Annotated in this window: 30 protein-coding genes; 18 read left to right on the top strand and 12 right to left on the bottom strand. The window is 71.6% G+C overall.

Annotated elements, in window-relative coordinates; translation table 11 throughout:
• Positions 1-465 precede the first annotated feature (465 nt).
• Positions 466-1,920 carry a PLP-dependent aminotransferase family protein gene (locus ACIA77_RS01040; RefSeq protein ID WP_395883715.1) on the bottom strand — a complete coding sequence of 485 codons (1,455 nt, stop codon included), beginning with the start codon at positions 1,918-1,920 and terminating at the stop codon, positions 466-468.
• A 61-nt stretch (positions 1,921-1,981) separates the two neighbouring features.
• Here ACIA77_RS01040 and ACIA77_RS01035 point away from each other — a divergent pair, with 61 nt between their 5' ends.
• Positions 1,982-2,623 carry a YitT family protein gene (locus ACIA77_RS01035; protein WP_395883714.1) on the top strand — a complete coding sequence of 214 codons (642 nt, stop codon included), beginning with the start codon at positions 1,982-1,984 and terminating at the stop codon, positions 2,621-2,623.
• On the opposite strand, the gene ACIA77_RS01030 is transcribed toward ACIA77_RS01035, so the two are convergent.
• Both ACIA77_RS01030 and ACIA77_RS01025 read right to left on the bottom strand, forming a co-directional pair.
• Positions 2,620-3,162, bottom strand: a complete 543-nt coding sequence (locus ACIA77_RS01030) for a Clp protease N-terminal domain-containing protein (protein WP_395883713.1) — start codon at positions 3,160-3,162, stop codon at positions 2,620-2,622. The genes ACIA77_RS01035 and ACIA77_RS01030 overlap by 4 nt on opposite strands.
• Positions 3,162-3,371 carry a sigma factor-like helix-turn-helix DNA-binding protein gene (locus tag ACIA77_RS01025; RefSeq protein WP_004559389.1) on the bottom strand — a complete coding sequence of 70 codons (210 nt, stop codon included), beginning with the start codon at positions 3,369-3,371 and terminating at the stop codon, positions 3,162-3,164. The genes ACIA77_RS01030 and ACIA77_RS01025 overlap by 1 nt, the downstream gene beginning before the upstream one ends.
• 66 nt (positions 3,372-3,437) lie before the next feature.
• Between ACIA77_RS01025 and ACIA77_RS01020 the strand changes: the two genes are divergently transcribed.
• Both ACIA77_RS01020 and ACIA77_RS01015 read left to right on the top strand, forming a co-directional pair.
• Positions 3,438-4,199 (top strand): hypothetical protein, encoded by a 762-nt coding sequence (locus ACIA77_RS01020; RefSeq protein ID WP_395883712.1) that lies wholly within the window; start codon positions 3,438-3,440, stop codon positions 4,197-4,199.
• A 60-nt stretch (positions 4,200-4,259) separates the two neighbouring features.
• Entirely contained in the window at positions 4,260-4,940 is a 681-nt protein-coding gene (locus ACIA77_RS01015; protein ID WP_395883711.1) for a DUF998 domain-containing protein, read from the top strand.
• A gap of 1 nt (position 4,941) precedes the next feature.
• Here the strand turns inward: ACIA77_RS01015 and ACIA77_RS01010 are convergent, their stop codons facing one another.
• Complete coding sequence (locus tag ACIA77_RS01010; RefSeq protein ID WP_395883710.1) at positions 4,942-5,970, bottom strand: D-cysteine desulfhydrase family protein; 1,029 nt, start codon at positions 5,968-5,970, stop codon at positions 4,942-4,944.
• A 134-nt stretch (positions 5,971-6,104) separates the two neighbouring features.
• Between ACIA77_RS01010 and ACIA77_RS01005 the strand changes: the two genes are divergently transcribed.
• Genes ACIA77_RS01005 through ACIA77_RS00995 form a run of 3 tightly spaced genes read left to right on the top strand, consistent with a single transcriptional unit; the run spans position 6,105 to position 8,864 of the window.
• A complete protein-coding gene (locus ACIA77_RS01005) occupies positions 6,105-7,478 on the top strand; it encodes an amidase (protein WP_395883709.1) in 1,374 nt (457 codons plus the stop codon).
• Positions 7,445-8,017 (top strand): TetR/AcrR family transcriptional regulator, encoded by a 573-nt coding sequence (locus ACIA77_RS01000; RefSeq protein WP_395883708.1) that lies wholly within the window; start codon positions 7,445-7,447, stop codon positions 8,015-8,017. Before ACIA77_RS01005 ends, ACIA77_RS01000 begins: the two co-directional genes overlap by 34 nt.
• 1 nt (position 8,018) lies before the next feature.
• Positions 8,019-8,864, top strand: coding sequence for an oxygenase MpaB family protein (locus ACIA77_RS00995; protein ID WP_395883707.1), 846 nt, complete (start codon positions 8,019-8,021; stop codon positions 8,862-8,864).
• 1 nt (position 8,865) lies between these two features.
• On the opposite strand, the gene ACIA77_RS00990 is transcribed toward ACIA77_RS00995, so the two are convergent.
• On the bottom strand, positions 8,866-9,405 hold the full coding sequence (locus ACIA77_RS00990) for a CGNR zinc finger domain-containing protein (protein WP_395883706.1): 540 nt from the start codon (positions 9,403-9,405) through the stop codon (positions 8,866-8,868).
• A 55-nt stretch (positions 9,406-9,460) separates the two neighbouring features.
• Between ACIA77_RS00990 and ACIA77_RS00985 the strand changes: the two genes are divergently transcribed.
• The gene (locus ACIA77_RS00985; RefSeq protein ID WP_395883705.1) at positions 9,461-10,318 is read left to right on the top strand and encodes an alpha/beta fold hydrolase; all 858 of its coding nucleotides are present in this window, start codon (positions 9,461-9,463) and stop codon (positions 10,316-10,318) included.
• Between the two features lie 800 nt (positions 10,319-11,118).
• Here ACIA77_RS00985 and ACIA77_RS00980 read toward each other — a convergent pair.
• Genes ACIA77_RS00980 through ACIA77_RS00970 form a run of 3 tightly spaced genes read right to left on the bottom strand, consistent with a single transcriptional unit; the run spans position 11,119 to position 13,479 of the window.
• A complete protein-coding gene (locus ACIA77_RS00980) occupies positions 11,119-11,553 on the bottom strand; it encodes a VOC family protein (RefSeq protein WP_395883704.1) in 435 nt (144 codons plus the stop codon).
• A 40-nt stretch (positions 11,554-11,593) separates the two neighbouring features.
• Positions 11,594-12,448: an LLM class flavin-dependent oxidoreductase gene (locus ACIA77_RS00975; RefSeq protein ID WP_395883703.1), complete on the bottom strand. Its 855-nt coding sequence runs from the start codon at positions 12,446-12,448 to the stop codon at positions 11,594-11,596.
• Between the two features lie 11 nt (positions 12,449-12,459).
• On the bottom strand, positions 12,460-13,479 hold the full coding sequence (locus ACIA77_RS00970; RefSeq protein ID WP_395883702.1) for an aldo/keto reductase: 1,020 nt from the start codon (positions 13,477-13,479) through the stop codon (positions 12,460-12,462).
• Positions 13,480-13,648: 169 nt separating this feature from the next.
• On the opposite strand from ACIA77_RS00970, the gene ACIA77_RS00965 reads away from it, so the two are divergent.
• Genes ACIA77_RS00965 through ACIA77_RS00950 form a run of 4 tightly spaced genes read left to right on the top strand, consistent with a single transcriptional unit; the run spans position 13,649 to position 17,156 of the window.
• The gene (locus tag ACIA77_RS00965; RefSeq protein ID WP_395883701.1) at positions 13,649-15,088 is read left to right on the top strand and encodes a hypothetical protein; all 1,440 of its coding nucleotides are present in this window, start codon (positions 13,649-13,651) and stop codon (positions 15,086-15,088) included.
• On the top strand, positions 15,085-15,483 hold the full coding sequence (locus ACIA77_RS00960; protein WP_395883700.1) for a FixH family protein: 399 nt from the start codon (positions 15,085-15,087) through the stop codon (positions 15,481-15,483). Before ACIA77_RS00965 ends, ACIA77_RS00960 begins: the two co-directional genes overlap by 4 nt.
• A 13-nt stretch (positions 15,484-15,496) precedes the next feature.
• Positions 15,497-16,615, top strand: coding sequence for a hypothetical protein (locus tag ACIA77_RS00955; RefSeq protein WP_395883699.1), 1,119 nt, complete (start codon positions 15,497-15,499; stop codon positions 16,613-16,615).
• Positions 16,608-17,156: a hypothetical protein gene (locus ACIA77_RS00950; protein WP_395883698.1), complete on the top strand. Its 549-nt coding sequence runs from the start codon at positions 16,608-16,610 to the stop codon at positions 17,154-17,156. The genes ACIA77_RS00955 and ACIA77_RS00950 overlap by 8 nt, the downstream gene beginning before the upstream one ends.
• Positions 17,157-17,751: 595 nt before the next feature.
• Here ACIA77_RS00950 and ACIA77_RS00945 read toward each other — a convergent pair.
• On the bottom strand, positions 17,752-18,012 hold the full coding sequence (locus ACIA77_RS00945; RefSeq protein ID WP_395883697.1) for a DUF397 domain-containing protein: 261 nt from the start codon (positions 18,010-18,012) through the stop codon (positions 17,752-17,754).
• Between the two features lie 245 nt (positions 18,013-18,257).
• Here ACIA77_RS00945 and ACIA77_RS00940 point away from each other — a divergent pair, with 245 nt between their 5' ends.
• Complete coding sequence (locus tag ACIA77_RS00940) at positions 18,258-18,443, top strand: hypothetical protein (protein ID WP_395883696.1); 186 nt, start codon at positions 18,258-18,260, stop codon at positions 18,441-18,443.
• A gap of 4 nt (positions 18,444-18,447) precedes the next feature.
• A complete protein-coding gene (locus ACIA77_RS00935; protein ID WP_395883695.1) occupies positions 18,448-18,702 on the top strand; it encodes a hypothetical protein in 255 nt (84 codons plus the stop codon).
• A 50-nt stretch (positions 18,703-18,752) separates the two neighbouring features.
• Here the strand turns inward: ACIA77_RS00935 and ACIA77_RS00930 are convergent, their stop codons facing one another.
• The gene (locus ACIA77_RS00930; protein WP_395883694.1) at positions 18,753-19,601 is read right to left on the bottom strand and encodes an SAM-dependent methyltransferase; all 849 of its coding nucleotides are present in this window, start codon (positions 19,599-19,601) and stop codon (positions 18,753-18,755) included.
• A gap of 161 nt (positions 19,602-19,762) precedes the next feature.
• Here ACIA77_RS00930 and ACIA77_RS00925 point away from each other — a divergent pair, with 161 nt between their 5' ends.
• On the top strand, positions 19,763-20,071 hold the full coding sequence (locus ACIA77_RS00925) for a hypothetical protein (protein ID WP_395883693.1): 309 nt from the start codon (positions 19,763-19,765) through the stop codon (positions 20,069-20,071).
• Between the two features lie 75 nt (positions 20,072-20,146).
• The gene (locus ACIA77_RS00920) at positions 20,147-20,926 is read left to right on the top strand and encodes a glycosyltransferase (RefSeq protein ID WP_395883692.1); all 780 of its coding nucleotides are present in this window, start codon (positions 20,147-20,149) and stop codon (positions 20,924-20,926) included.
• Here ACIA77_RS00920 and ACIA77_RS00915 read toward each other — a convergent pair.
• Positions 20,883-21,740, bottom strand: coding sequence for a helix-turn-helix domain-containing protein (locus ACIA77_RS00915; protein WP_395883691.1), 858 nt, complete (start codon positions 21,738-21,740; stop codon positions 20,883-20,885). The two genes, ACIA77_RS00920 and ACIA77_RS00915, sit on opposite strands and share 44 nt — an antisense overlap.
• A gap of 340 nt (positions 21,741-22,080) precedes the next feature.
• On the opposite strand from ACIA77_RS00915, the gene ACIA77_RS00910 reads away from it, so the two are divergent.
• On the top strand, positions 22,081-22,998 hold the full coding sequence (locus tag ACIA77_RS00910) for an MBL fold metallo-hydrolase (RefSeq protein WP_395883690.1): 918 nt from the start codon (positions 22,081-22,083) through the stop codon (positions 22,996-22,998).
• A gap of 3 nt (positions 22,999-23,001) precedes the next feature.
• Here the strand turns inward: ACIA77_RS00910 and ACIA77_RS00905 are convergent, their stop codons facing one another.
• Positions 23,002-23,799 carry an SDR family NAD(P)-dependent oxidoreductase gene (locus ACIA77_RS00905; RefSeq protein WP_395883689.1) on the bottom strand — a complete coding sequence of 266 codons (798 nt, stop codon included), beginning with the start codon at positions 23,797-23,799 and terminating at the stop codon, positions 23,002-23,004.
• 104 nt (positions 23,800-23,903) lie between these two features.
• Between ACIA77_RS00905 and ACIA77_RS00900 the strand changes: the two genes are divergently transcribed.
• Both ACIA77_RS00900 and gndA read left to right on the top strand, forming a co-directional pair.
• Positions 23,904-24,464, top strand: coding sequence for a PadR family transcriptional regulator (locus ACIA77_RS00900; RefSeq protein ID WP_395883688.1), 561 nt, complete (start codon positions 23,904-23,906; stop codon positions 24,462-24,464).
• A 74-nt stretch (positions 24,465-24,538) separates the two neighbouring features.
• Positions 24,539-25,975, top strand: coding sequence for an NADP-dependent phosphogluconate dehydrogenase (gene gndA / locus ACIA77_RS00895; protein ID WP_395883687.1), 1,437 nt, complete (start codon positions 24,539-24,541; stop codon positions 25,973-25,975).

Raw genomic sequence — 25,975 nt, 5'->3', positions numbered from 1 at the left:
CCCTGCCGGGCATCTCGAACGGTGACGTATCCCCACCTGCGGCACCGCTGCCGAACCACCCACCGAGGGCGCGCCCAGCCCCTGCCCGCCACCTCGAACGGCGACGCACCACGCATGCGAATCCGCCGCCAAACCACGCAGAAAGGCCTGCACTCAGCCCTTGCCGAGCACCTCGAAACGGCGACGCACCACGCATACGACACGGCCGCCCGACCGCCCAACTGAGGATGCGCCCAGTCCCTGCCCGGCACCTCGATCCGAAGCTTCCACACGGCCGCCGACCCCGTGTCAAGGCACGCTTTCCCGCCTTGACACGGGGTCAGCGGCCGTAGTCACACTCAAGCTTCGGGGTGCCTACGCCCCGCAACACGCCCCCGCGCAGGACCGCATCCCACCACAACCCAACCGCACCCGCGCAGGCCCACATCCCCTCCGCAACGAGACCGCACACAAAAACCCAAACCCCTAAGTCACCGGCACATTCACCGCAGGTACATCCGCACACCCCCGCACCGAAGCCACCGCCAAACTCACCCTCCGCATCGCCTCAAGCAACTGCTCACGCGGCAACCCGAACGGCACCCTCAACCACCTCTCCAACCCCCCATGCACCCCGAACCGCGACGCCGGCGCCAGCTGCACCCCATGACTCGCCGCAGACACCGCCAACCGCGTACTCATCGGCTCCGGCAGCCGGCACCACAACGACAACCCGCCGGGCGGGACCTCGAACGTCCACTCAGGACAGTACGTGCGCACGGCGTCGATCAACACATCCCGCTGCCCCCGAAACTCCACCCGCCGCTGCGCGAGCGCGGCATACCCCTCGGGCTCCAGCAACGACGCCAGCACCAGCTGGTCGAACACCGGCGCCCCCAGGTCCACGGCGTACCGCGACGACAGCAACCGGTCCAGCAAATCCGCCGACGCGCGGATCCAGCCGAGCCGCAGCCCGCCCCAGTGGGACTTCGCGGCCGAGCCGACCGTGAGCACCAAGTCGCCCGAGAACGCGGCCAGCGGCGGCGGCGCGTCGAGCGGATCGCCCTCGTAATCCAGTTCCACCAACGATTCGTCGACCACCACGGGGGTGCGCGACCGCGCGAGGAGGCTGCCGAGCCGTTCGCGGCCGGCGGCGTCGAGGCGAAGCCCCGTCGGGTTCTGGAAGTCGACCACGAGGTAGCCGAAGCGCGGTGAAGCCTGGCGCACGGCGGCCTCGATGCCCGGGAGATCCCAGCCGTGCACGGGATCCAGCGCGACCGGCACGGGCAGCGCGTGCGTCGCGCGCACGGCGTCGATCGCGTTGGGGTAGGTCGGCTGCTCCACGAGCACGCGGTCGCCGGGGCCGGCGAGCATGCGCAGGCACAGCACGAACGCCGAGTACGCGCCGGAGGTGACCATGACCTGGTCCGGTGTCGTCGGCAGGCCGCGCGCGGTGTAGCGCTCGGCGATCCGCTCGCGCAGCCGCGGCAGGCCGCCGGTGAGGTACCCGTTGCCGCCGAGGTGGTCGACGAGGTCGCGGCGCGCCGCGTCGACGGCCGTCATCAACCCCGGCAACGCGGGCGGCGCGGCGCGCGCGAGGTCGAGGACGCCGTCGCGTTCGCGCAGCACCGGTTCGTGCGCGCGGCGGCCCGCGCCCGAGATCCACGAACCGGCGCCGCGGCGGCTCGCGACGAGGCCGTCTTCGCGCAGCCGGTCGAGCGCTGCGCCGATGAGCGTGCGGCTGACGCCGAGCGTGTCGGCGAGCTCGCGCTCGGCGGGCAGCCGGGTGCCGATGGGGAGCTGGCCGTCGAGCACGTGCAGCTCGACGGCCGCGGCGAGATCCGCCGCCCCCTGCCGGGAGCCGCGACGGCGCCACTCCCCCAGCAACACGGCCAATCGCTGACCGGAAACGCGGCTACCGAGCGGGACAGACGAGGTCATAAGGCCAATTATCCGATATTGGCCATGGTTTACCAGTCCACTTGTCCCGGATAGTGCAGTGGTGGCAGTTGTCGACCTCAGTCCCCTCAGTGTCCGCCGCGCCCCCGTCCGCCGCGGTGCGCAGCTCCTCGCCGGCCTCGCGCTCTACGGCGCCAGCATGGCCATGCTCACCCGCGCCCACCTGGGCCTCGACCCGTGGGACGTGCTGCACGAAGGCCTCACCAAGCTCACCGGCCTGACTTTCGGCACGGTCACCGCCATCGCGTCGGTGTTCGTGCTACTGCTGTGGATCCCGCTACGCCAGCGACCCGGCGTCGGCACGGTCGCGAACGTGCTGGTCATCTCGGTGACCGTCGACGCCGTCCGCGCCGTGCTGCCGGACCAGCACGCGCTCGCCCTCCAGATCCTGCTGATGGTCGGCGGCATCGTGCTCAACGCCGTGGCCACCGCCGTCTACGTCGGCACGCGGCTCGGTCCCGGCCCGCGCGACGGGCTGATGACCGGCCTCACCGCGCGCACCGGCTGGTCGGTGCGGCTGGTGCGCACCGGGATCGAGGTGACCGTGCTCGCCGTCGGCTGGCTGCTCGGCGGCACCTTCGGCGTCGGCACCGTGCTCTACGCGTTCATGATCGGACCGCTCACGCAGGCGCTGTTGCCGCTGGTCACGTGGCGGACGCGGCGCCGCGAAGAGCAGGAGCACTAGCCGGCCTCGCGCTGCCCGACCGCTCGGCGGACCGACACGTAGTCGACGCCGCGGGCGGCCAGCAGGTCGGGGACCGGGCCCTTCTGCTGCGTCAGCGCGAGCAGGATGTGCTCCTGGCGCAACTGCTTGTCCCCCAGCTTGAGAGCCTCGCGCAGGCTCAGTTCGAGCGTGCGCTTCGCGTCGGCGGCGAACGGGATGTGGCCGCGCTTGCCGCGTCTCCCGCCGCCGGCCAGCGCGCCGGGACCGTGGGTTTCCTCGATGCGCTCGACGATCTGCTCGACGTCGATGCCGAACTCCGTGAGCGCCTCGACGTCGGCGTCGCTGATCCCGCCGCGACGGCGGACGCGGTCGAGTTCGGCCAGCACGTCTTCGCGCGACACGCCGAGCTCCTGCAGCACGCGCAACGCGCTGCCGTTCTCGGTGCGGGCGAGCCCGGCCAGCACGTCGGTGAGCTCGATCTCGCGCGCACCGGCTTCGCGCGCCACGATCTGCGCCTCCACCACAGCCATGCGGGCGTCCTGCGTGAACCGTTCGAACATCAGTGCCTCCCGTACTTCTTGTGCACGGCCTGCCGGCTGACCCCCAGCTCGGCGGCGATCTCCTGCCAGGACCAGCCGTGCACGCGGGCGCTGCGCACCTGCACGGCCTCGAGTTGTTCCAGGAGCCGACGAAGCGCGGCGACCGCGCGAAGCCCCACCCGGGGATCACGGTCGCCCGCCCTCGCGGCCAGGTCTGTTGCTTCCGTCATGTATGTCAATCTAGGTTGACACGCGAACCGTGTCAACCTGAGTTGACGTCGGGTTAGCATCGGCTGATGCCCGAGATCGCGATCGCCGAACGGGCGGGAGTCGGCGCGGACGGCCTGCCTCGCCCCACGGAAGACCACGTCGCCGTGCTGGACAACGCCGTGCTGGTGCTGGACGGCGCGACGTCACCGAGCCCCGAGCTGCCGCCCGGCGGCTGGTACGCGGGGCTGCTCGTGCACCGCCTGGCCGCCGAACTGCGCGCGCGACCGGCCGCGGAGCTGGCCTACGCGCTGGCCTCGGCCATCACCGCCGTCGCTTCCGCGCACGGCCTGACGCCCGGGAACTCGCCGTCGAGCACCGTGTCGATCCTGCGCTGGGACACCGATTCCGTGGAGTCCCTCGTGCTCGCCGACAGCCCGGTTGTCGCTTTCGGACGGTTCGGGGTGGATGTCGTGTCCGACGACCGGATCGTCTGGCTGCGCGACGAAGGGCTGCTGCAGACGGGCGCGGAAGTCCGCCGTCGCCGCAACGCCGAAGGCGGGTTCTGGGTTGCCGAAGCGGACCCGCTGGCGGCGGCGAAGGCCGTGCGCCGGTCGTGGCCGCGGGAGGCGGTGGACGCCGTGCTGGTCGCCACGGACGGCGTGTCGATCGGGGTGGACGAGTACGAGCTCTTCGGCTGGCCCGAAGCACTCGGACTGGCCCGGGCGAACGGGCCCGACGCGGTGCTGGACGCCGTGCGGCTCGCGGAGAAGCAGGACCCGGACGGCGCCCGCTGGCCCCGCGCGAAGCGCCACGACGACCAAGCACTGGTGTTCGTGGACTTCGAGTAGGGGTCGAATTCAGGGTGATCCCTGATCACGCCGTCGCCGTTCCCCGCGAAGCTGTGGACCATGGGGATGTCACGGGGGCTGCGGATCTGGCGGCTGGCCGCCTTCGCCGCGATCGGCTGGGGGCTGTTCACGTTCGTGGTGATGAACGTGTTCGGTGCGCGAAATCCGCTGTACGACACGCTGTCGAGCTACACGCTCACGGATCCGGGCCTGCTGAGCGCCGCCCTGCTCTCGCTCGCCGTCGGTTCGCTGGCGGTGCTCGGGTGCCTGGTGGCGGCCGGGGTACCGCTGCCGCGTAGTGCCCGGGTGCTGCTTTCGTTGTGGGCCTTGGGGTTGACGTTCGCGGCCGTGTTCCCGGCGAGCTACCCGCCGAACCCGGACCCGGTGAGCGGCGAGATCCACCTGTACTCGTGCCTGGTCGCGTTCGCGAGCCTGCCGGGTGCGGCGCTGGTCCTGCTGGAACCGTTGCGCGGCACGGCTTCTCGCGCGGTGGTGGTGCGATGGCTACGGGTGGGCGTGGCCGTGCTGGCGCTGTTCGGGGTGAGCTTCCTGTTCGTGCGCCTCGACGAAGCCGGTGTCGCGGGGTTCCACGCGCTGACCGAGCTGCTGCCGGTCGGCTTGACGCAGCGGCTGATGATCGTCGCGGACGTCGCGCTGCTGCTGGGTCTGCTGCGCGTCGCCGTCCAGTTCGACGCCACCCGCGCGGAGGCCCGGCCCGCGCTGGCCTCCGCGCGGGACTGACCTACTCCTGCATCGCCGCGGCGAATTCCGGCGCGTAGCCGTACAACCCGGGCAGCCCGCCCGTGTGCACGAACACCACCGTCTCCTCCGGGTCGAACCGCCCGGCGGCCGCCCACTCGACCAGCGCGGCCGCGACCTTGCCGGTGTAGACGGGGTCGAGCACCACCCCCTCGGTGCGGCCGAACAGCCGCAGCGCGCCCCACGTTTCGGGCGACGGGATGCCGTAGCCCTCGCCGATCGTGGTGTCGCTCATGCGCACGTGGTCCAGCGACGGCGTGTCGACGCCCAGCAGCTGCGCGGCCGAGGTGACGAGGTGGGTGAGGTTGTCCGTGGCCTCGTCGAGCGGGTGGCTCACGCACGCGAAGTCCGCGCCGAGGTTGCCGAGCAGCGCCGTGCCCAGCGCGAGGCCGGCAGCCGTGCCGCCGCTCGCGTGCGGCCCGACGATCCGCGCGCTCTCGATGCCCAGCGCCGCGAGCTGCTGCGCGAGCTCGTGTGATGCGGCGACGTAGCCGAGGGTGCCGAGCGCGTCCGATCCGCCGACGGGGACCGTCGCGACCTTGCGGCCCTCGTAGTCGGCGGACGCGAGCAGTTCCTCGTACGTGCGGGTGGTTTCTTCTTCGTCGGCGCAGATGTGGACGCGGGCGCCGAACAGCAGGTCGAGCGGGATGTTGCCGGAGTGCTCGTAGGCTTCGCCCGAGCGCGGGACCTTGGCGGTGAGGACCAGCTCGCACCGCAGGCCGAGGCGCGCGCACGCGGCCGCCGTCTGGCGTCCGTGGTTGGTCTGCAGCGCGCCGAAGGTGATCACCGTGTCGGCGCCCGCCGCGAGGGCCGCGCCGAGGTGGAAGTCGAGTTTGCGCAGCTTGTTGCCGCCCGCGCCGAGCGGGTGCACGTCGTCGCGCTTCAGCAGCAACCGGGGCAGGCCCAAGGCTTCCCCGAGCCGCGGCGCCGCGACCAACGGCGTGGGCCCACTGCCGAGCCCCGCCCGCGGAAACGCGTCGAAAACGGGAAACCGGTCGAAGTCGAACGTCATCGATCCTCCGTGGGCTGGGGGTGGGCGTCCCGGTAATCGTCGGCCCCCGGCCCGCCGGCTGTCGAACCAGGCGCCCCGGATCACAGCTCCGTGGTAACGTTCGTTCGAACGAACGAGAGAATCGGGAGCGGCCGATGACCGTCGAGATTTCCGCGTTCCCGACGCTCGCCGAGCAGGCGGAACGGCTGCGAGCTCGGGAAACGTCGTCCGTCGAGCTGACTCGGGAAGCGCTGGAGCGAGCGCACGCGAGCCAGCCGGTGCTCAACGCGTTCCGCTTCCTGCGCGTTGAAGCCGCACTGCACGACGCAGCGCTGGCCGACCGCCGGCGCGCTGAGGGCGACGGCTCACCGCTGCTCGGTGTGCCCGTCGCGGTCAAGGACGACGTCGACCTCGAAGGCCTGCCGACGGCGTTCGGTTGCGCCGGCGACTTCCCCGACGCCACCCAGGACTCGCCGGCCGTCGCGAAGCTCAAGCGGGCCGGCGCGGTCATCGTCGGCAAGACGAACACTCCGGAGCTGGGCCAGTGGCCGTTCACGGAGGGGCCGGCGTTCGGCGTCACGCGCAACCCGTGGCAGCCCGCGCACACGCCGGGCGGGTCGTCGGGCGGGTCGGCGGCCGCGGTGGCCGGCGGGGTGGTCGCGGCGGCGCTCGGGTCGGACGGCGCGGGCTCGGTGCGCATCCCGGCGGCGTGGACGGGCCTGGTCGGCATCAAGCCGCAGCGCGGGCGCATCGCGACGGACGGCGAACTGTTCCACGGCCTCACCGTGCTCGGCCCGCTCGCGCGGACCGTCGTGGACGCGGCGACCCTGCTCGACGTCACGGCGGGCACCGGCGACACCTTCCGCAAGGCCGCCCGCCGCGAACCCGGCCGGCTGCGGATCGGCCTGTCCACCAGGATCCCGTTCACGGCAACGAAAACGCGGCTCGACCCGGTCGTCGAGGCGGCCGTGCGGCACACCGCCGAAGCGCTCGAAGGCCTCGGCCACGAGATCGTCGAGGTCGAGCCCGGCTACGGGCTCATCGGGCTCACCTTCCTGCCCCGCTCGCTGACCGGCGTGCGCGACTGGACCCTTCGCGTCCCCGAACCCGCCAAACTCGACCGGCGCACGCGCGGCAACGCCCACCAGGGCGCCCTGCTCGCCGGCGCGCTCAAGCTCGCCAAGCGCCTGGAACCGGCGCTGCAGCGCCGCATCGGGTCGGTGTTCGGGCGCGTCGACGTGCTGCTCACCCCGACCACCGCGACGCCACCGCCGAAGACGGGCGCGGTCGACGGCCTCACCGGCTGGGCCACCGACCAGACGATGATCGCCGCGTGCCCCTACGCTTGGCCGTGGAACGTGCTGGGCTGGCCGGGGATCAACGTCCCCGCCGGTCAGACGGCGGACGGGCTGCCACTCGGCGCCCAGCTGCTGGGCCCCTCGCACGCCGAGGAGCGGCTGATCTCGCTGGCCGCGCAACTGGAAGAGGTCGAACGGTGGCCGGAGCGACACCCCGCAAGGGTGTGGTGAACACCCGCGACGCGATCCTGCGCGCGACGCTCGACGTCGTCGGCGGGCAAGGCGTCGGCGGGCTCACCAACCGCCGCATCGTGGCCGCCGCGGGGGTTTCGCTCGGCACCCTGACCTACCACTTCCCCAGCCAGACGGAGCTCCTGCGCGAAGCCATGCTGCTGTTCGCCGAGGAGGAGACGGCGAAGCTCGCCGCGATCGCCGACGCGCACCGAGCCGAGGGCCTCAGCCTCGAGCAGGCCGCGGCCGTGGTGGAGCACGTGATCGAGCAGCTCCCCTTCGGCACCGACGAACTCGCGCCGCACGAGCTGTACCTGCAGGCCGCGCGCGACCCCGGCTTGCACGAAGCGTCTTCGCGCTGCTTCGCGGCCTACGACGACCTGGCCACGGCCATCCTGCGCGGGCTCGGTGTGCCGGAGCCGGAGCGCGTGGCGGGTCCCGTCGTGGCGCTCATCGCCGGGCTGCAGCTGCGCCGGCTGGCCACGGGCACCGACGTGCCGGCCGCCGAACCGCTGATGATGCTGCTGCGCGGAGCCTGACGTGGCGCCGCCGGTGATCCGCGGGACCGCGGCCTGGCGGTACTTCGGGGACTTCCGCGACCTGCTGCTCGCCGGTCAGGTGCTCGTGCTGCAGGTGGCGCACCCGGTCGTCGCCGCGGGCGTGCGGGACCACTCGGACTACACCGAGGACCCGTGGACGCGGTTGATGCGCACGGGTGCGTCGCTGTCGATCTACGTCTACGGCGGTCTCGACGGCGCGCGGTTCGAGGCCGAACGGCTGCGGAAGCTGCACCGCACGTTCACCGGTGTCGACGGCGGCCGGCGCTACAGCGCTCTCGACCCGGCCGCGTACGCGTGGGTGCACGCGACGCTCGTGAAGGTTCCCGTTGACGTGCAACGGTTCTTCGGTCGCCCGCTGGCCAAGGACGAGCTCGACGAGTACTACGCCCAGCTGTGCGACATCGGCCGCCTGCTCGGCGTCCGCGAAGGCGATCTGCCGCCGGACTGGCCGGCGTTCGAGCGCTACTACGCCGAGCAGGTGGCGTCGTTCGGGCCGAACGAAACGATCACGACGTTGTTCGAGACCATCGACGCGGTGCCGAACCCCGTGCGGTGGCTGCCGGACCGGTGGTGGCCGAAACTCCGGGCGGCACAAGCGAAAGCCCAGCTGTTCCTGATCCGGGCGACGCTGCCGTCGCCGCTGCGCGACCGGCTCGGTCTGCGGTGGACGCCGGCTGACCAGCGCCGGTTCGACCGGTTCTGCCGCTGCACGAGGGTGTTGGGCGCGGTGCTCCCGGCTTCGCTGCGCACGGCCCACATGCGGTGGATCGGCAAGCTCAACGTCTGGTTGCGCGCTCACCCGTGGGCCTACCGGTTCATCCCGTAGCTCACTCACCGCGGCTGCGCGCGTAGTGCGCCCGCGCCTTCGCACGGTTACCGCACCGGGCCATGGAGCACCACTGGCGGGTCCGGCGCGGCGAGGCGTCGGCGAACCGCAGGCCGCAGTCGTCGGCCGCGCACACGCGGACGTCCACCGGACCCGTCACCAGGTCGACCGCGTCGGCCGCGATCACCGCGAGCGCGGCCGCCACCGGGTCCCGCGGCGCCGGCACGGCGCGGAGAAGCTCGCCGCCGGAAAGCTGCAGCCGCGCCGCCGGCACCGGCGCCTCGACGGCCTCGTTGACCAGCTCGACGTCCTTGCGCTCCGGCGACGCCGTGAGCAGCCGGTTCACCGCTTCGCGCAGCCAGCGCGCGGTTCGCAGCTGGTCCTCCGTCACCCGCGCGCGGCCGGCGGTCAGCCCCGCCAGCTCGAGCCATTCGGCCAGCGCGGCGGGCGACGTCAGCAGCTCGACCCCGTCGGCGTAGCGGTCGCGCAGGGTGTTGACGAGGTCGAGGGACGGCCGGCCGCCGTCGAAGACCCACTCCATGGAGTCGATTCTAACCCTTGCCACCAGTTAGACACACCGGGTAACGTCTAACCCCATGAGCCGGTTAGAACCCTCCATGGCCCAGGTCGGTGACCTCCGCGTGCACTACTTGCGCGGCGGCGACGGCCCGCCCGTTTTCCTGCTGCACGGCTGGCCGCAGACCTCCCACTGCTGGCACCGCGTCGCGGGCCCGCTCGCCGAAACGCACACGGTCATCGCACCCGACCTGCGCGGTTACGGCCGTACCGACAAACCGCGCGGCGGCTACGACAAACGCACGATGGCCGCCGACGTCGCCGGGCTCGCGGAGCGGCTCGGCTTCGACCGTGTGGCCGTGGTGGGGCACGACCGCGGCGGGCGGGTCGGGCACCGGTGGGCGCTGGATCGTCCGGACCAGGTCGAGCGCCTGGCCGTGCTCGACATCGCGCCGACGCGCGAGATGTGGCGGCTGCTCGACAAGGACATCGCGAAGGCGTACTGGCACTGGCTGTTCCACCTGCAGCCCGATCTGCCGGAGTTGTTGGCGGGCAGCAACATCGCCGCGTACCTGGGCTACTTCTTCGAGCGCTGGACGTTCCAGCGCCAAGGCCTGCCGGCCGAGGACGTCGCCGAGTACGTCCACGCGTTCTCCGCCCCCGGCGCCCTGCGCGCCGGCTTCGACGACTACCGCGCGTCCTTCCCGGACGACGCCGACCTCGACGACGCCGACTTCGCGGCCGGCAAGCGCGTCACGCAGCCCCTCCTGGCGATGTGGGGCCAGGAAGGGCTGCTCGGCAAACTCCCGACGCTCGACCTGTGGCGCCAGTACGGCACCGACGCCACCGGCGTCGGCCTGGAAAACTGCGGCCACTTCGTGCCGGAGGAACAGCCGGAACTCGTCCTCCAGCACCTGCTGAACTTCCTGGGCCACTAGGTGTGCTGTTGAAAGCCAGATGAGCAGGGTGGCCAGGTCGAGCATGCCTTGGTAGGAGATGGCGGTCTTGTCGAACCGCGTGGCGATGGCGCGGGATTGCTTGAGACGGTTGAAGCAGCGTTCGACGATGTTGCGGCGTCTGCAGGCGACGCGGTCGAACGTCGGTGGCCGTCCACCGGTCCGGCCACGGCACTGTCGGTTGGCCTGCCGGTCATGGCGTTCGGGGATGGTCGCCGGGATGTGCAGCCGACGCGGCTAGCAGCGGATCGCGCGGCTGGAGTAGCCCATGTCCGCCAGCACCCTGCTCGGCTGGGGACGGGCGGCCGCCGACCCGGCGCGCGGAACGAGATTCCAGCCAGTACGTGGGTGAACATGGTGCAGTCGTTGACGTTGCCGCCGGTGAGGACCACACCGACAGCGGTCGCCCGTGGCCGTCGCGGGCGAGGTGGATCTTGGTGGTGGGTCCGCCACGGGACCGGCCGATGGCAATGATCGTCTGGCTCACTGCGCCCGCCGCACGACCCGGCGTCCCCCCTGTGCGAGGCGTGCCAGGGCGGCGGGCACCGGCCGCGTGCTGGTGCCCCCGCACGATGCCGGAACCGACCGAGACTTCCCAGTCGAGCTCGTCGATCGCGCCAGCGATCACCCGCGCCCGCGTCACCAGCATCGTGAGAGTCCCGTACGCGACCAGCCGCCTTCGTGTCCTGTTCAGTGCGAGCCCGCTGCGATTTCCCGGGAGACCCGCCGCGTTCGAGAAATTCGGATCGCGGAGGCGGTCGCGAGGCGCCCTTCGCCGGCCCTCAGTCGAGGCAGAACTCGTTGCCCTCGATGTCCTGCATGACGATGCACGACTCGTTTTCGTCATCGGCTTCGAGCAGGCGCACGCGGACCGCGCCGAGGGCGAGCAGGCGGGTGCACTCGGCCTCGAGGGTGGCGAGGCGCTCTTCGCCCACGAGCCCGGTGCCGGCCCGCACGTCGAGGTGCACGCGGTTCTTGACGACCTTGCCTTCGGGAACGCGCTGGAAGTACAGCCGCGGGCCGACCCCCGTGGGATCACTGCAGACGAACGAGGTGCCCCGCTCCTCAGGAGGCAGCGAGAGGTGGAAGTCGTCCCAGGTGGCAAATCCGTCGGGTGGCGGCGGTACGACGTACCCGAGCACCTCGCACCAGAAGCGAGCGACGCGTTCAGGTTCTGCGCAGTCGAAGGTGACCTGGACCTGCTTGACCGACCCCATCGCCCCACCCTAGCGGGCAGTTCAGCGGGACACCTCGGGATTAACGGATCAGCTCCGCGGCCACCCACTGCGCGACACCCTCGGGAAACGGCGCCGGCAGCCCGAGGACGACGTGCCCGAAGCCGGCGTCGACGGCCTCGGCGATCGCCTTGCGCGTCCGGCCGGGGTCCTCGTAGGACACCGGGAGGTGGATCGAGCGCGTGATCTCCGCCGGATCGCGGCCGATCTCGGTGCAGTAGCGGTCCAGCAGTGCACTGCGGCTGACGGCGTCCTCGAGGTCGCCGCCCGGGATGTTCCAGACGTTCGCGTGCTGGGCGACCACGCGCAGCGTCGCGGCCGCGCGGCCGCCGATGAGAATCGGCGGGTGCGGGCGCTGCACGGGCTTGGGGTTGCCGTAAGCGCCCTTGAGCTGGACCTGGGCGCCGGCGAAGTCGAACGGTTCGTCCTCGGTCCACAAGCGACGGATCACCGTGCACGCTTCGGCGAGCCCGGTCACCGCGTCGCGCGTTTCGAGGAAGGGCAGGCCGTGGGCTTCGTACTCGCGGCGGGCCAGCGGGTGGCTGGGCCGCGAGCCGACGCCGATGCCGAAGTCCAGCCGCCCGCCGGAGACGACGTCGACGGTCGTGGCCATCTTCGCGAGCATCGCGGGCGGGCGGAAGCGATTGCTGGTGACCATGAGGCCCAAGCGCAGCCGGGACGTCTGCGCGGCGAGGGCCGACAGCAGCGTCCAGCCCTCGAAGATCGGGCCGTCGGGATCACCGGCGATCGGCAGGAGGTGGTCGAACAGCCAGGCGTGCTCGAGCTCCGGGACGGCGTCGGCTTCACGCCAGACGCGGACGAGGTTGTCGTAGCCCACCTGCATGGGCGCGGTCATGATGCCGAAACGAGGTGACACGAGGGTTCCTTTCAGCGACGGCGCAGCGTCGCGTCAAGCAGAGCGGGTGGGGTGTCGAACTTTTCGTGCGCGGCGAGGTCGACGCCGGGCGCGACGACCTCGTCGATCGCGTCGAGGACATCGCCCGGCAGCACGGTGTCGGCCGCGGCGAGGTGCGAACGCAGGTGCTCCAGCGTGCGCGGGCCGATGAGCGCACTGGTCACGGCCGGGTGCGTGGTCACGAAGCCCAGCGCGAGCTGGATCAGCGTCAGCCCGGCCTCGTCGGCGATCTTCGCCAGGCGCTCCACGGCTTCGAGCCGCGCCCGGTTGGCGGGCAAGGCGGTGTCGAACCGCTGCGGCATGACCTTCGAGCGGCTGGTGGTGATCTCACGGCCTTCGCGCACCACGCCCGAGAGCCAGCCGGACGCGAGCGGGCTCCACACCAGCACACCGAGGCCGTACTCCCGCGCCACGGGCAGCACGTCGGCTTCGATACCGCGCTGGAGGATCGAGTAGCTGGGCTGCTCGGTGGCGTAGCGGCTCAGGTGGTGCTCGCGCGCGGCCCACTGCGCCTGCACGATCCGGTACGCGGGGAACGTCGACGCGCCGAAGTAGCGGATCTTCCCCGCCCGCTGCAGATCCGTCAGCGCGGACAGGGTTTCCTCGTCGCTGGTCGTGGGGTCCCAGCGGTGCATCTGGTACAGGTCGACGTGGTCGACGCCGAGCCGGCGCAGGCTGTCGTCGAGCGCGGTGACGAGCCAGCGGCGCGAGCTGCCGCGGTGGTTGCGCTCGTCGCCGATCGGCATGGTCGCCTTGGTCGCGAGCACGAGGTCGTCGCGCCGGCCGGCGATGGCCTTGCCGACGAAGACCTCGGATTCGCCGTCGCCATACATGTCGGCGGTGTCGATCACGTTCACGCCGCCTTCGAGCGCGGCGTCGACGATGGCGGTGGCCTCGTCCTGGGTGGTGCGGCCGATCCGGCCGAAGTTCATGGCGCCGAGCGCGAGCGCGCTGACCTGCACGCCGGTGCGGCCCAAGGTGCGGTACTGCATGGGGTTGGTTCCTCCGAAGCAAGCGGAACGTTGCTCCGTTAACGATACGGATCAGTGTTCCGCTTAGCAACCTCGGGCCGTCTCAGGGTCGCCGTCCCCCGCGCTGGGGATGGATCTTCCCCCGGCGCCGTGACGATCCGGGCGGGCGTTCCTCGCTACGTTTCCCGTGATGGGGACCACCACGAGGGGGCGGCGCGCGGCGCTGCTGCTGGTGCTGTGCGCGCTGGGGCTCGCGCTCGGCACAGCACCGGCGCGCGCGGACGGCGCGCCGGTCGGCACCGACATCCTGGTCGCGCAGACGCTCGGCGCGCGCGAGCTGACCGTGGTCATCCGGCGGATCGACGTGACACCGGGTGACCTGCACGTCGACGTCGCCACGCACACCGGCACCGCGCCGGGCCCGCTGCACCTGGCGACCGCGGCCGACGGCGTGGTGTTCTCGCGCGGCGACGTCGTGCTCGGCGCGACGCCCGGCCTGTACTCGGGTTCGGTCGGCGTCGACCACCCGGGGCCGTGGGAACTGCGGTTGTCGGACGGCACGACCACGGCGACGATCCCGTTCGTCGTGCCCGCGCGCGTGGTGCCGCCGTGGGAAAAGGCGGCGTACGGCGGGTTCGTGGCGGCGGGTGCGTTCCTGCTGATCGCGCTGGTCGTCGCCGTGCGCTCGCGGCGGACGGCGTACGCGCTGGTGCCCGGCGGCGGGATGGTCGCGGCGCTGGCCGTCGCGGTCACCGGCGCGCTGCTGTCCACGGGCACTCCCCCGCCGCCGGCGCCCGGGCAGCAGCTCGACGCGACCGTCGACAACGTCACCGATCCGTACGCGATGTCGCGCCTGCCCGTCACCGACTACTCGCGGCCGCCGGTGAACTTCGCGGTGAAAACAGTTGCGGCGACGGGGAAATCCGCCGATCTGGACCTGCGCTTCACCGACGGTTCCACCGGCCGGCCCGCCGACGACCTCGTGGTGCACGACGACGCGTTCGTGCACCTGACCGTCGTGTCGCCGTCGGGGCGGTTGTGGCACCTGCACCCCGTGCGCGTGGCGCCCGGCGAGTACCGCGTTTCGTTCGTGCCGCCGGAGTCCGGGACGTACGCGGTGTCGGCGGAACTGGAGCGGCGCGGCGGTGGCGTGCAGCTCCCACGGTCCACTGTAGACGTCAGTGGCGCGCCGGGGACAGCGGAAGCAGTGCCTGCGGGGCCCGGAAAACGCGTCGTGGACGGGGTTCCCGTGGACGTCACGACGACGGCGGTCGAGCCCGGCGTGCCCGTGACCGTGACCGCGCACTTCCCCGCCGGGGATCTGCAGCCGTGGCTGGGGATGCTCGGGCACCTGATCGTGGTGGGGCCGGTGCCTTCGGACCGGCAGGTGGGCGCCGCGGCCGCCGCGGCGCCGACGTGGGCGCACGCGCACGCGATGCCGCCGTACGTGCCAGGCCTCACCGGGGTGCCGGACGAGACCGTCGCGGCGTACGGGCCCGACGTGCCTTTCACCTACACCTTCGCCGCGCCCGGGCGGTACCGGCTGTGGCTGCAGGCCGAGCGCGGCTGGTCCGTCGTGACCGTGCCGGTGGTGCTCGACGTTCCGGCGAGTCCTGGAGGGGGCCGATGAGGACGAGACGACCGGTCGTGCTGATCGGCGTGGTTGTGGTGGTCGCCGCGGTGATCGCGGGCTGGCTGCTGTTCGGCGGTGGTTCGAGCGGTCCCACCGTGCTGAAGTCGACGGCCGGGCCGTACACCGTGGAGCTTTCGGCGGACTCGCCGCGCGTCGGGGACAACGCGTTCGCGTTCGCCGTGACCGGGCCCGCCGTCGACGGCGTGACGGTGGAGCCGGTGATGCCGCAGATGGGCCACGCCATCACGCCCGTGCCCGCGACGGCCGACGGGCCGGGCCGCTTCCGCGGCGCCGTCGGCCTGCCCATGGCGGGCCAGTGGGAGATCACGGTCTCCCTCCACGGGCCGGCGGGTGCCGGTCAGGTCGTGTTTCCCGTGTTGGTCAACCAGTAGAAGGGGGCTGGGGATGGATCTCACCGCGTCGGGGGCCCGGGTGGTCACCGCGACGAGGCGCTCGGGGCTCGCGCCCGCGAGCACGGTGCTGGCGGGTTCGGTGATCTCGATGGTCGGGCTGACGTGGGACGTGCAGTGGCACGACGACGTCGGCCCGGACACGTTCTTCACGCTGCCGCACCTGTTCCTGTACTCGGGCAGCGCGATCGTCGGCTTGGCGAGCCTCGCCGTCGTCCTGCTGACCACGGCGGCCGACCGCGCCGGGCGGCCGGTGGACGCGCGCGTCGGCGGGCGGGCGATCGGCGTGTTCGGCCGGACGTTCGCGGCGCCGATCGGCTACCTGGTGTCGGGCGTGGGCGCGGCGCTGTTCCTGCTGTACGGGTTGTGGGACCAGTGGTGGCACGGCCTGTACGGCTTCGACGCCGTGATCGATTCGCCGCCGCACATCGGGCTGCTGTTGTCCGTGACGATCTCGATCATCGGCACCACGATGGTCTTCGCGGCGGCGCGCGAGCACCGGTGGGGCCGGCTCGGGGTGTTCGGCTCGCTGGCGGTGCTGATCGCGTTCAGCGCGGTGACGGCGCTCGCGCTGCAGCAGGTGAACGCGGACCCGGTGGAGGCGACGTCCGTCGGCTCCACGCTGCTGTCGGTGCTGCTGGTCTTCGCGGGCGCCGGCTTCCTCCGCCGCCCGGGCGGCGCCGTCGCCACCGCGGCGATCCTGGCGGTGATCCAGGGCGTGTTCTGGTGGTTCTCCCCGTGGGCGGCGCGCTGGTACGCGGACCTGGTCGGGCTGCCGGTGCGCGACTACGTGAGCGGCGTGCCGGACATGCCGGCGCTGATGCCGATGGCGCTGCTGCCCGTGGCCGCGCTGGTGGAGGGCTACCTGCTGGTGGCGCGCCGCCGCGGCTGGCAGCTGGGCCGGGTGTCGGTGCTCGCCGGTGGTCTGGCCGGGTTGCTGATCGGCCTGTGCCTGCCCGTGCAGCGCAACTGGGTCTACGCGGGCTCGGCGGCCCCGCTCTCGGCCGTCCTCGCGACGGGCCTCGCCGCCGGCGTGGTCGGCCTCCTGGGCGGCTTCGCGGGCTGGCGCTTCGGCGGGATGCTGCGGCTGCTGGGAGGTTCGGCCGATGCGTAAGACGCTCTTGGCTCTGGGCGCGGTGATCGCCCTGCTGTTCGGCTTCGCGGCCCCGGCTTCGGCCTACGAGCCCGTGAACATCGTCCACACCGAACGCGTGCAGGCGGGCCCCTACGGCCTGACCGTCGGCTTCTCCACGTGGCCCCTGCGCGCCATGCAGTCCCTCGACTTCACCTTCATCCCCGACGGCGGCATCGGCCCGAAGACGGGGACGCTGTCGCTGTTCAACCCGGCCACCGGCCGCTACCAACGACCCCAGCCCCTCGCGCGGCACCCGCGCAAGCGCGACGTGTGGGGTCTGGACATCCGCGCCCTGCCCACCGAGGGGTCGTGGAAGTTCCGGTTCGCGATCAACGGCCCCCAGGGCCAGGGCACGGGGGAACTCGCGAACCTCCGGGTGCTCGAACAGCCGGGCCCGCCGATGGGACTGAGCTGGGCCATCAGCGGGCTGCCGCTGATCGCCCTGGCGGCCTTCCTGGCGATCGCCTGGCGCCGCACCCGCGCCCCCCTCCGCGGCGGCGGCACTCCGGCTGCCGCCTGACCCCGGCCTCGGCCGGGAGTGCTTCGGCGCTCCCGGCCGTCGGCCCTTCGACTTCTGAGCCGCCGACCTGCGCCCACGCGCGCTGCGTCGCAACCTCGCCCGGTGTCGGCCGAACGGCGCCGCCCTCCGTACCCCCGCTGCCTGACCACCACCCGCCAGAAGACAGCCCCCGCCCTCCCGAGGGGGGCGTCCCCAAGTCGATTCTACCGGGCAGGCCCGACAAAACCTTCGAAAAGCGCCGCCAGCGCCTCAGTTGTCCACAACTCGGCCGAGGTGTGGACAACTGAGGTTTTGCCCGCGGCGCAGTGGTCCGGCGCAGCAACGCAGCCGCGAGAGAGAGGTCCTGGCCGGCGCAGCGACGTTGCAGCAGAGCGAAGAACTGACCCGGCTCAGCCCCACAGCGGGGCAGATCGACATCAGCCGACAGCCGAAATCACCATCGTCGGCTGACTCGCCGAGTCAAGGTCACATCCCAGCCCCCACCCAGCAGTGATCAACTCAACCACCACCCCCGAACACCCAGGGTCAACGCAACTCACTCAATCGGGTGACGCTTGGTGAAGGGGTAACGCCCCGCGGGGGCGGGGCATGATCGTCAGGCGCCCGGGGGCAGATCGAACTGGCCCGCCTTCACCGCCACCAGGAACGCCTCCCATTCGCCCCGGTCGAAGACGAAGACGGGGCTCGCCGGGAGCTTCGTGTCGCGCACGCCGACGACGTCCGGGCGGCCCAGGTTGACCTCGACGCAGTTGCCGCCGTTGGGCTCGCTGGCGAACGACTTCTCCCAGGCAGCGTCCTCGAACAGCGTGTCTGCCGTGTTCGGGTCGTAATCCTGGAGCGACGGATAATCCGTCATGGGTCGTACCTCCGAGCCTTGGGCAGGGCGTGCGGTCGCCGCGCACGTCCCCGGCTTCTTTCTGTCACTGCGAAGCAAACCGCAGGGCCAAGCGGGTGATCAACTCGACCCGATCTCGACACGAAGATTATTCCAGGAGTAGGATTAATCGCGTCGATCGGGGCACCGGTGGTGGGTGAATGGCTTGCTGCATTCGGCCTACCCCGCCCAGGGCCATCCACGAACCTCGGGGGGAGGGGACCGCAGTGATCATCCAGGACAGCTTGACTGCCGACGTGCTCGTGGCGGGCCGCCTCGCCCGCGGCACGGCGGGCGTGCCCCGGGCCGACGTCGAGTGGCTGGCGCCGGGCGTGGGAATGCCGTGCGAGAGCTGCCTCGGTCTGGCCGGTGCGGACCTGCCCCGGTCACCGCTTTCGGAACTGGAGGTGTGATCTCATGGCCGTCCGGCTCACCACGCTCTTCTGCCGTGAGGATGAACACACCCACGGCCGCCGGGCCATCAACCACGAATTGCGCAACCGGTTCGGCTTCAGCCTGATCCAGGCGCCGCTGCGCAAGCCCATCACGTGGGACACCGACGTCGACCTGCCCGCGCCGCGCCAGCCCGATCTGGTGCGCGCCACCCGGCCGCTCGAGGCGCGCGTGGACCTCGCGCCCCTCGTCCACGGCCGGGGCTCGTCCCACGGCTGACCCGAAACCACCCGCTCCCCGGGCGACCGTCCCGGGGAGCGCATTCGCGTCTAGGGTTTGCGCCCCACCGCGCAGATCCCGCCGCTGAACGACGGGTCCGCGGCCATGCGGTCGCTGTTGCGGGATTCGCCTTCCTCGGGCCGCCACTGCGACACCCACACGATGCCGGGCTCCACGAGCTCCAGCCCCTCGAAGAACTCCGCGAACTCCGCGCGCGAGCGGAAGTGGATCGGCGTGCTCGACTGCTTGTACTGCTCGTGGATCTCCTCGCGGCTCTCGCCGTCGGGCGCCGTCACGCCGTCGGTCGTGATGTGCGACGCCATGAAGTACGAGCCCGAAGGCGCCAGCGACAGGTACTTCCGCACCATCTCGACGGCCGGCTCGTCACGGCCGATGAAGTAGAGGACGCCGGACATGATCAAGCCGATCGGGCGCTTCGGGTCGAGCACCCCCGTGTCGAGCGCGCGCGGCCAGATGTCACCCGGGTTGCGCAGATCGCCCTGCAGCACGGCGTGCCGGTCGGCCACGCCTTCGCGCTCCAGCAGGACCTGCGAGTGCGCGACGGCCACCGGCTCGTAGTCCACGTACACGCAGCGCGCGTCGGGGTTCACGGACGTCGCGATCTGGTGCACGTTGCCGACCGTCGGCACCCCCGAGCCGAGGTCGAGGAACTGGTCGATCCCGTTGCGCGCCATGTAGCGCACGGTGCGGCCGAGCAGCTCGCGCCCGGACTTCGCGATGGTCTTGATCATCGGGAAGGTCTGCACCGCGCGTTCGCCGAACTCGCGGTCGATGGCCCAGTTGGCCGTGCCGCCGAGGAACCAGTCGTAGATGCGGGCGGCGTTCGGCCGTTCGAGGTCGACGCCCTCCGGGGCTTCGGGATCCGGTACCTGTGTCATCAGCTGTCCCCTTCCGACCCCAGTGGTCTGGTGCTGTGAACCAGTCTGCCGATCTGGCGGGCGACCCCGCAGCCGACCCCCGATCGAGTGACACCCGCACAGCCCAGCGCTACGTGAAATCGACACGACCGGACCCGGCGTTACCCGCTACGTTGCCGGGAATGCGCTTCCTCTTCACCTTCGTCGGCGGCCGGGGCCACTTCGACCCGCTGGCGCCCGTCGCGCGCGCAGCCGCCGCGCGCGGGCACACGGTCGCCGTCTCCGGCGGGGGTAGGCACGTGGCCGGGATCGACCGGGCGGGCTTCACGGTCATCCCCACGACCCCGCCGCCGGTGGCCGAAGCGCCGGCGCGGCGCGAGCCGATGCCGCCGGTCGACCCCGCCCGCGACGACTGGGAGATCAAAGAACTCTTCGCCACGCGCGGCGCGCGCACCCGCGCGGAGAAGCTGCTGGAGATCATCCACGACTGACGACCCGACGTCGTACTCCGCGACGAGGTCGACTTCGGCTCCGCGATCGCGGCGGAACGCGCGGGAATCCCGTGCGTGAACGTCCTGGTTTTGGCCGCGGGAACGTTGCTGCGCAAGGAACTCGTCGCCGAACCGCTGCACGCGCTGCGCGCCGGGCACCGCCTGCCGCCCGACCCCGGGCTGACGATGCTCGACGGGCAGCTGGTGCTCTCGCCGTTCCCGCTCAGCGTCCGCGATCCGTCCTCGCCGCTGCCGCCCGGCGCGTTCTCCTTCCGCCAAGCCGAGCCGGTGCCGCCGCGCGTACCGCACGAAAAGCCGGGTGTCTACTTCACCCTCGGCACGGGGTTCAACACCGAATCCGGCGACCTCATCGAGCGGGCTCTCGCCGGGCTGGCGAAGCTCGACGCGAACGTGACGGCCACCGTCGGCGCGCAGCTCGACCCCGCCGAGTTCGGCCCGCAGCCGCCCCACGTCCACGTGGCGCGGTTCGTGCCGCAGGCCGAACTGCTGCCGTCGATCGACCTCGTGGTGTCCCACGGCGGTTCCGGCAGCGTCGCCGGCGCGCTCGCCCACGGCCTGCCGTCGATCCTCTTCCCCATGGGCGCGGACCAGCCGGGCAACGCGCGGCGCGCCGCGCGCCTCGGCACGGGCGTCGCGCTCGATCCCGCGAACGCGACGCCGGACGAGATCCACGCGACCGCCGCGCGGCTGCTCACCGAAGCACGCTGGCGCGAAGCCGCTCAGCGCGTGCAGGAAGAGATCAACGCCCAGCCCGGCGCGGAGGAAACCGTGCCACTGCTGGAAGCGCTGGTCACTGGGTCATCTGCGCCCGGTAGCCCTCGGCCAGCTCCTTGAGGAACTGCCGCGTCTCACCGCGCTCCAGCGCGGCCCCGCGCAGGCGGTCCCACGAGTCGACGAAGATGTTGAAGTCCTTGACGTCGTCGAGGTACAGACCACCGGCGGAGTGCTCGATGTAGACGAAGTCGCGCGTGCGGTCCGGGAACCGCATGATCGTGAAGTCGTTGGGCACGGCCGCGAGCTTCGCGCCGAACGGCAGCACGTGCACGTACACGCGGGGGTAGCGGTCGAGCGCCAGCATGTGCTCGACCTGGTCCAGCATCACCGCCGGCGCGAACCCGCCGGGCGCGCGGCGCAGCGCGCCCTCGCTGACGATGAACCGGTAGTACGGCGGCTGCTGCTGGTCGAACACGGCCTTGCGGTCGAGCCGGTTGCGCACCAGCGACGTGACATCCGTGGCACCGGCCTCGGTGAACTGCTTGAGCATGTAGTGCTCTGACTGCAACGGACCGGGGATGCGCTCACCGTGCCAGGTGAGGATCTCCGCGGCCGCCGGCTCCAGGTCCGTGAAGGTCCGGAACCAGTGGGGCACCACCGACCGGTAACCCGACCAGTGCCCGCGCTGGCCCGCGGCGGCGCGGGCCAGGTTCATCAACGTGTCGGCTTCTTCGCCGTTGATCCCGAAGGCGTTCAACATCGTCCGCACATCCCCGAGCTTTACCCCCACCGCACCGGACTCGATCTTGTTGACCTTGCCCTGGGTGCAGCCGAGAACCTCGGCGACCTGCTGCTGCGTCATCCGCGCGGCGTTGCGGGCATGCCGGAGCTCGTTGCCGAGCTGCTTCCGGCGCGAGGTGACGGTGCTCGCCATCAGCCTTGCTCTCCCGGACCACTACCGGCTGACGATCACCGTCAGCGCACGGACGCTCGAACCACCCAGGTTAGTACCTTGACCCGACGGGGTTCGATGATGACACTGCGCAGCGTTCCAGGAAATGATCCGAAATGCCAGTCACCCCGGGTGTCACTCTCCTGGACCAGGCCTTATCCCGCCTTTCGGACACGAGCACTGCTCCATCCGGACGACGAGGCCCGCCCTTGACACGCTGCGTTGCCTGTGCACCCGGACGCGCGGGCAGAAGCGGCGGACGAGCGGGAGACGCTGAACGCTCGAGCGGATCCCGCGCCCGGATGTGCGGCATAGTGGCGACGTGATCGATCGTTCCCCCGCCGCCGCGAAAGTCGAGCGTCTCGCCGACGGCGCCTTCGGCTACGTCCAGCCCGACGGCTCCTGGTTCATCAACAACTGCGGTTTCGTCGACGCCGGCGACCACACCGTGCTCATCGACACGTGCGCCACCGAGCGCCGCACGCGCGCGTTGCTGGCCGCCGCCGAGGCCACCACGGGACCGGTCACGACGCTCGTGAACACCCACCACCACTCCGACCACACCAACGGCAACTACCTCGTGGGCGGCGCGACGATCATCGGGCAGCGCAAAACGCGCGAGGCCCTGCTCGCCTCGGGCATCGAGACCTACGACGGCGCGCTCGTCGGCAACGACTGGGGCCACCTGGAACTGCGCGCGCCCGACGTCGTGTTCGACGACCGGCTCACCGTGTACGCGGGCAGCACCGCCATCGAGCTCAGCCACCCCGGCCACGCGGCGCACACGACCAACGACGTGCTCGCGTGGCTGCCGGAGCAGCGCGTGCTCTACGCCGGCGACCTCGTGTTCAACGGCGGCAGCCCGTTCGCGCTCATGGGTTCGGTCGCCGGCTGGCGCGCCGCGCTCGACCTGATCCGCGAGCTGGAGCCGGCGCTGATCCTGCCCGGCCACGGCGGCCCGTGCGGGCTGGCCGAAGTGGACGTCGTCGACGCGTACCTGAAGTTCGTGCAGCAGACGGCGGAACGCGGCAAGGCCGCCGGTCTGTCGCCGCTGCAGCTGGCGAAGGAGACCGACCTCGGCGAGTTCGCGAACCTGACGGAACAGGAACGCCTCGCCGGCAACTTGCACCGCGCGTACGCCGAACTGGACGGCGCCGAGTGGGGCGCGCCGATCGACCTCGTCGCGGCGATCACCGACATGGTCGCGTACAACGGCGCGCCGATCCGCTGTTTTTCCTGACGCTCACAGGAAAGGCGCGAGCAGTTCCGCGGTGACCTCGTGCAGCCGCGCCCGCGTCGCGCGGTCGTAAGACCCTTCGTGCGCACGGGCCGGGCGCAGGCCGTCGAAGTACTGCCCGCTGCGCTCGCCGCCCGGGCCCGTCGCCACGGCGAGCACGGCCTTCGTCCCGGTGCCGACCGTCGACATCGGCGGGATCAGCGATTCGCGAACCATGTGCGTGTTCATCAGCGACGCCGGGTGCACGCAGTTGACGGTGACGTCGCGGCCGCCGAGTTCCGCGGCCAGGTCGAAGGTGAACGCGGCGAGCGCGAACTTGCTGCGGAAGTACGCCTCCGGGCCGCGATAACCGCGGTCCATCCGCAGATCCGCGAAGTCCACCGGCGCCTGGCCGACCGAGCCGACGTTGACGACCCGGCCGCCCGCACCCACCCCGGGCAGCAGCCGCCGGGTGAGCAGCACGGGCGCGAGGTAGTTCACTGCCAGCCGCAGCTCGTGGCCGTCGGCGCTGAGCTCCCGCTTGCGGTACGGCGGACGGCCCGCGCCCACCCCGGCGTTGTTGACCAGCAATCCGACTTCGCCGACGCGCTCGGCGAGGTCACGCACATGCGCGAGCGAACGCAGGTCGGCCAGGCACGCCTCGGCCTTGCCGCCCGCCTCCGCGATCCGCTCGACGACCGCGTTCGCGCGCTTGGCGTCGCGCCCGTGCACGACGACGTGCACCCCCTGTTCGGCGAGCGCCAGCGCGACCGCGCGGCCGAGCCCGGCGGTCGCACCGGTCACCAACGCCTTGTGCTGCAGCATGAACCGCTCCACCTGTACTTAGGGACATGTACCTCAGGACATGACGGATCATCCACATGTCCCCCGGGACATGTCAAGGTAGGCTGCCGTCCGGAGGTGTCGCCTTGTCGTTGCGGTATGGGCTGCTCGGGCTGCTCGCCGAGGGGCCGGCCAGCGGCTACGACCTGGCCCGGCGCTTCGAGGAAGCGCTCGGCCCGGTGTGGCCGGCGCAGCACCCGAAGATCTACGCCGAGCTGTCCCGGTTGGCCGACGCCGGCCTGATCGAGGTCGACAGCCACGGCCCGCGCGGGCGCAAGGCGTACCGGATCACCGAAGCCGGGCTCGGTTCCTTGCGCGCGTGGCTGACCGAGGACGAGGTCGACCACACGTTGCGCACCGAATCGGTGCTGCGGTCGTTCTTCTTCTGGCTCATGGAGCCCGCCGACTTGACCGAGCACCTGCGCCGCGAGCACGAATTCTTCAGCGAGACCGCCGAAACCATGCGCGCCTACGCGGCCGCCAAGGACCGCGGCGACTTCGGCACGGGCCCGCAGACGAAGGCGATGCGCGTGGCCGTGGAAGCGGCGATCCGGATCTACCAGGCGATGGCCGACTGGGCCGAGTGGGCGCAGACCGTGCCGCCGGCGACCACGGCCGATGATGATCCATTCCCGAACTCCCGGTGAATGTTCTCGCAGGTTCGCCGCGGTCCGAACCCCGCTAGGCTCGGGTTCGAAACGAGACTTCGGAAAGGGTTCGGATGAGCAAGAAGGCGAGCATCGGGGTCACCGGCCTCGCGGTCATGGGCCGCAACCTGGCGCGGAACCTGGCCCGGCACGGACACACCGTCGCCCTGCACAACCGCTCCGAGGGGCGGACCCGGACGCTCGTCGAGCAGTTCGGCGACGAGGGTGACTTCATCCCCGCGTACTCCGCGCAGGAGTTCGTCGACGCGCTGGAGCGGCCCCGCCAGATCGTGATCATGGTGCAGGCGGGCGGGCCCACCGACGCCGTGATCGAGGAGTTCGCGCCGCTGCTGGAGCCGGGCGACGTGATCGTCGACGCCGGCAACGCGCACTTCGCCGACACCCGCCGCCGCGAAGCCTCGCTGCGTGAGCGCGGGCTGCACTTCGTCGGCACCGGCGTGTCCGGCGGCGAGGAGGGCGCGCTCAACGGCCCGAGCATCATGCCCGGCGGGTCCAAGGAGTCCTACGAGTCGCTCGGCCCGCTGTTCGAGGACATCTCGGCGAAGGTCGACGGCGCGCCGTGCTGCACGCACATCGGCGCCGACGGCGCGGGCCACTTCGTGAAGATGGTCCACAACGGCATCGAGTACTCCGACATGCAGCTGATCGCGGAGTCGTTCGACCTGCTGCGCGGTGCCGCCGGGTACTCCCCCGCGGAAAGCGCCGAGGTGTTCAAGACCTGGAACACCGGCCGCCTCGAGTCGTACCTCATCGAGATCACCGCCGAGGTGCTCAAGCACGTCGACGGCTCGGGCAAGCCGTTCGTGGACGTCGTCGAGGACGCGGCGGAGCAGAAGGGCACGGGCCGCTGGACCGTGCAGATCGGCCTCGACCTGGGCGTGCCGATCAGCGGCATCGCCGAGGCCGTCTTCGCGCGGTCGCTGTCGGGTTCGAAGCCGCTGCGCGCGGCCGCCCGCGGGCTGGCCGGGCCGGCTCGCGCGCCGCTGAAGGGCGCCGCGCTGGAGACCTTCGCCGACGACGTCGAGCACGCGCTGTACGCGTCGAAGGTGGTCGCGTACGCGCAGGGCTTCAACCAGATCCAGGCCGGTGCCACGGAGTACAACTGGGACATCGACCTCGGCGCCGTCGCGTCGATCTGGCGCGGCGGCTGCATCATCCGCGCGAAGTTCCTGAACGACATCACGGCCGCGTATGTGGAAGACCCGGCGCTGCCGACGCTGCTCACGGCGGGCGCGTTCCGCAAGGCCGTCGAGGACGCGCAGGACTCGTGGCGTTCCGTCATCTCGACGGCGGTGCGGCTGGGCATCCCGACCCCGGGCTTCTCGACCGCGCTGGCGTACTACGACGCCCTGCGCGCCGACCGCCTGCCGGCGGCGCTGGTGCAGGGGCAGCGCGACTTCTTCGGTGCGCACACCTACCGCCGCGTGGACCGCGAGGGTTCGTTCCACACCCTGTGGGCCACCGACGAGCGCAACGAAATCGGCGCCTGA

This window comes from Amycolatopsis sp. NPDC051903 (assembly GCF_044452505.1).
Taxonomy (GTDB): Bacteria; Actinomycetota; Actinomycetes; order Mycobacteriales; family Pseudonocardiaceae; genus Amycolatopsis.
The sequence above is the reverse complement of the archived record's forward strand: the minus strand, read 5'-3'. Positions and strand labels throughout refer to the sequence as shown.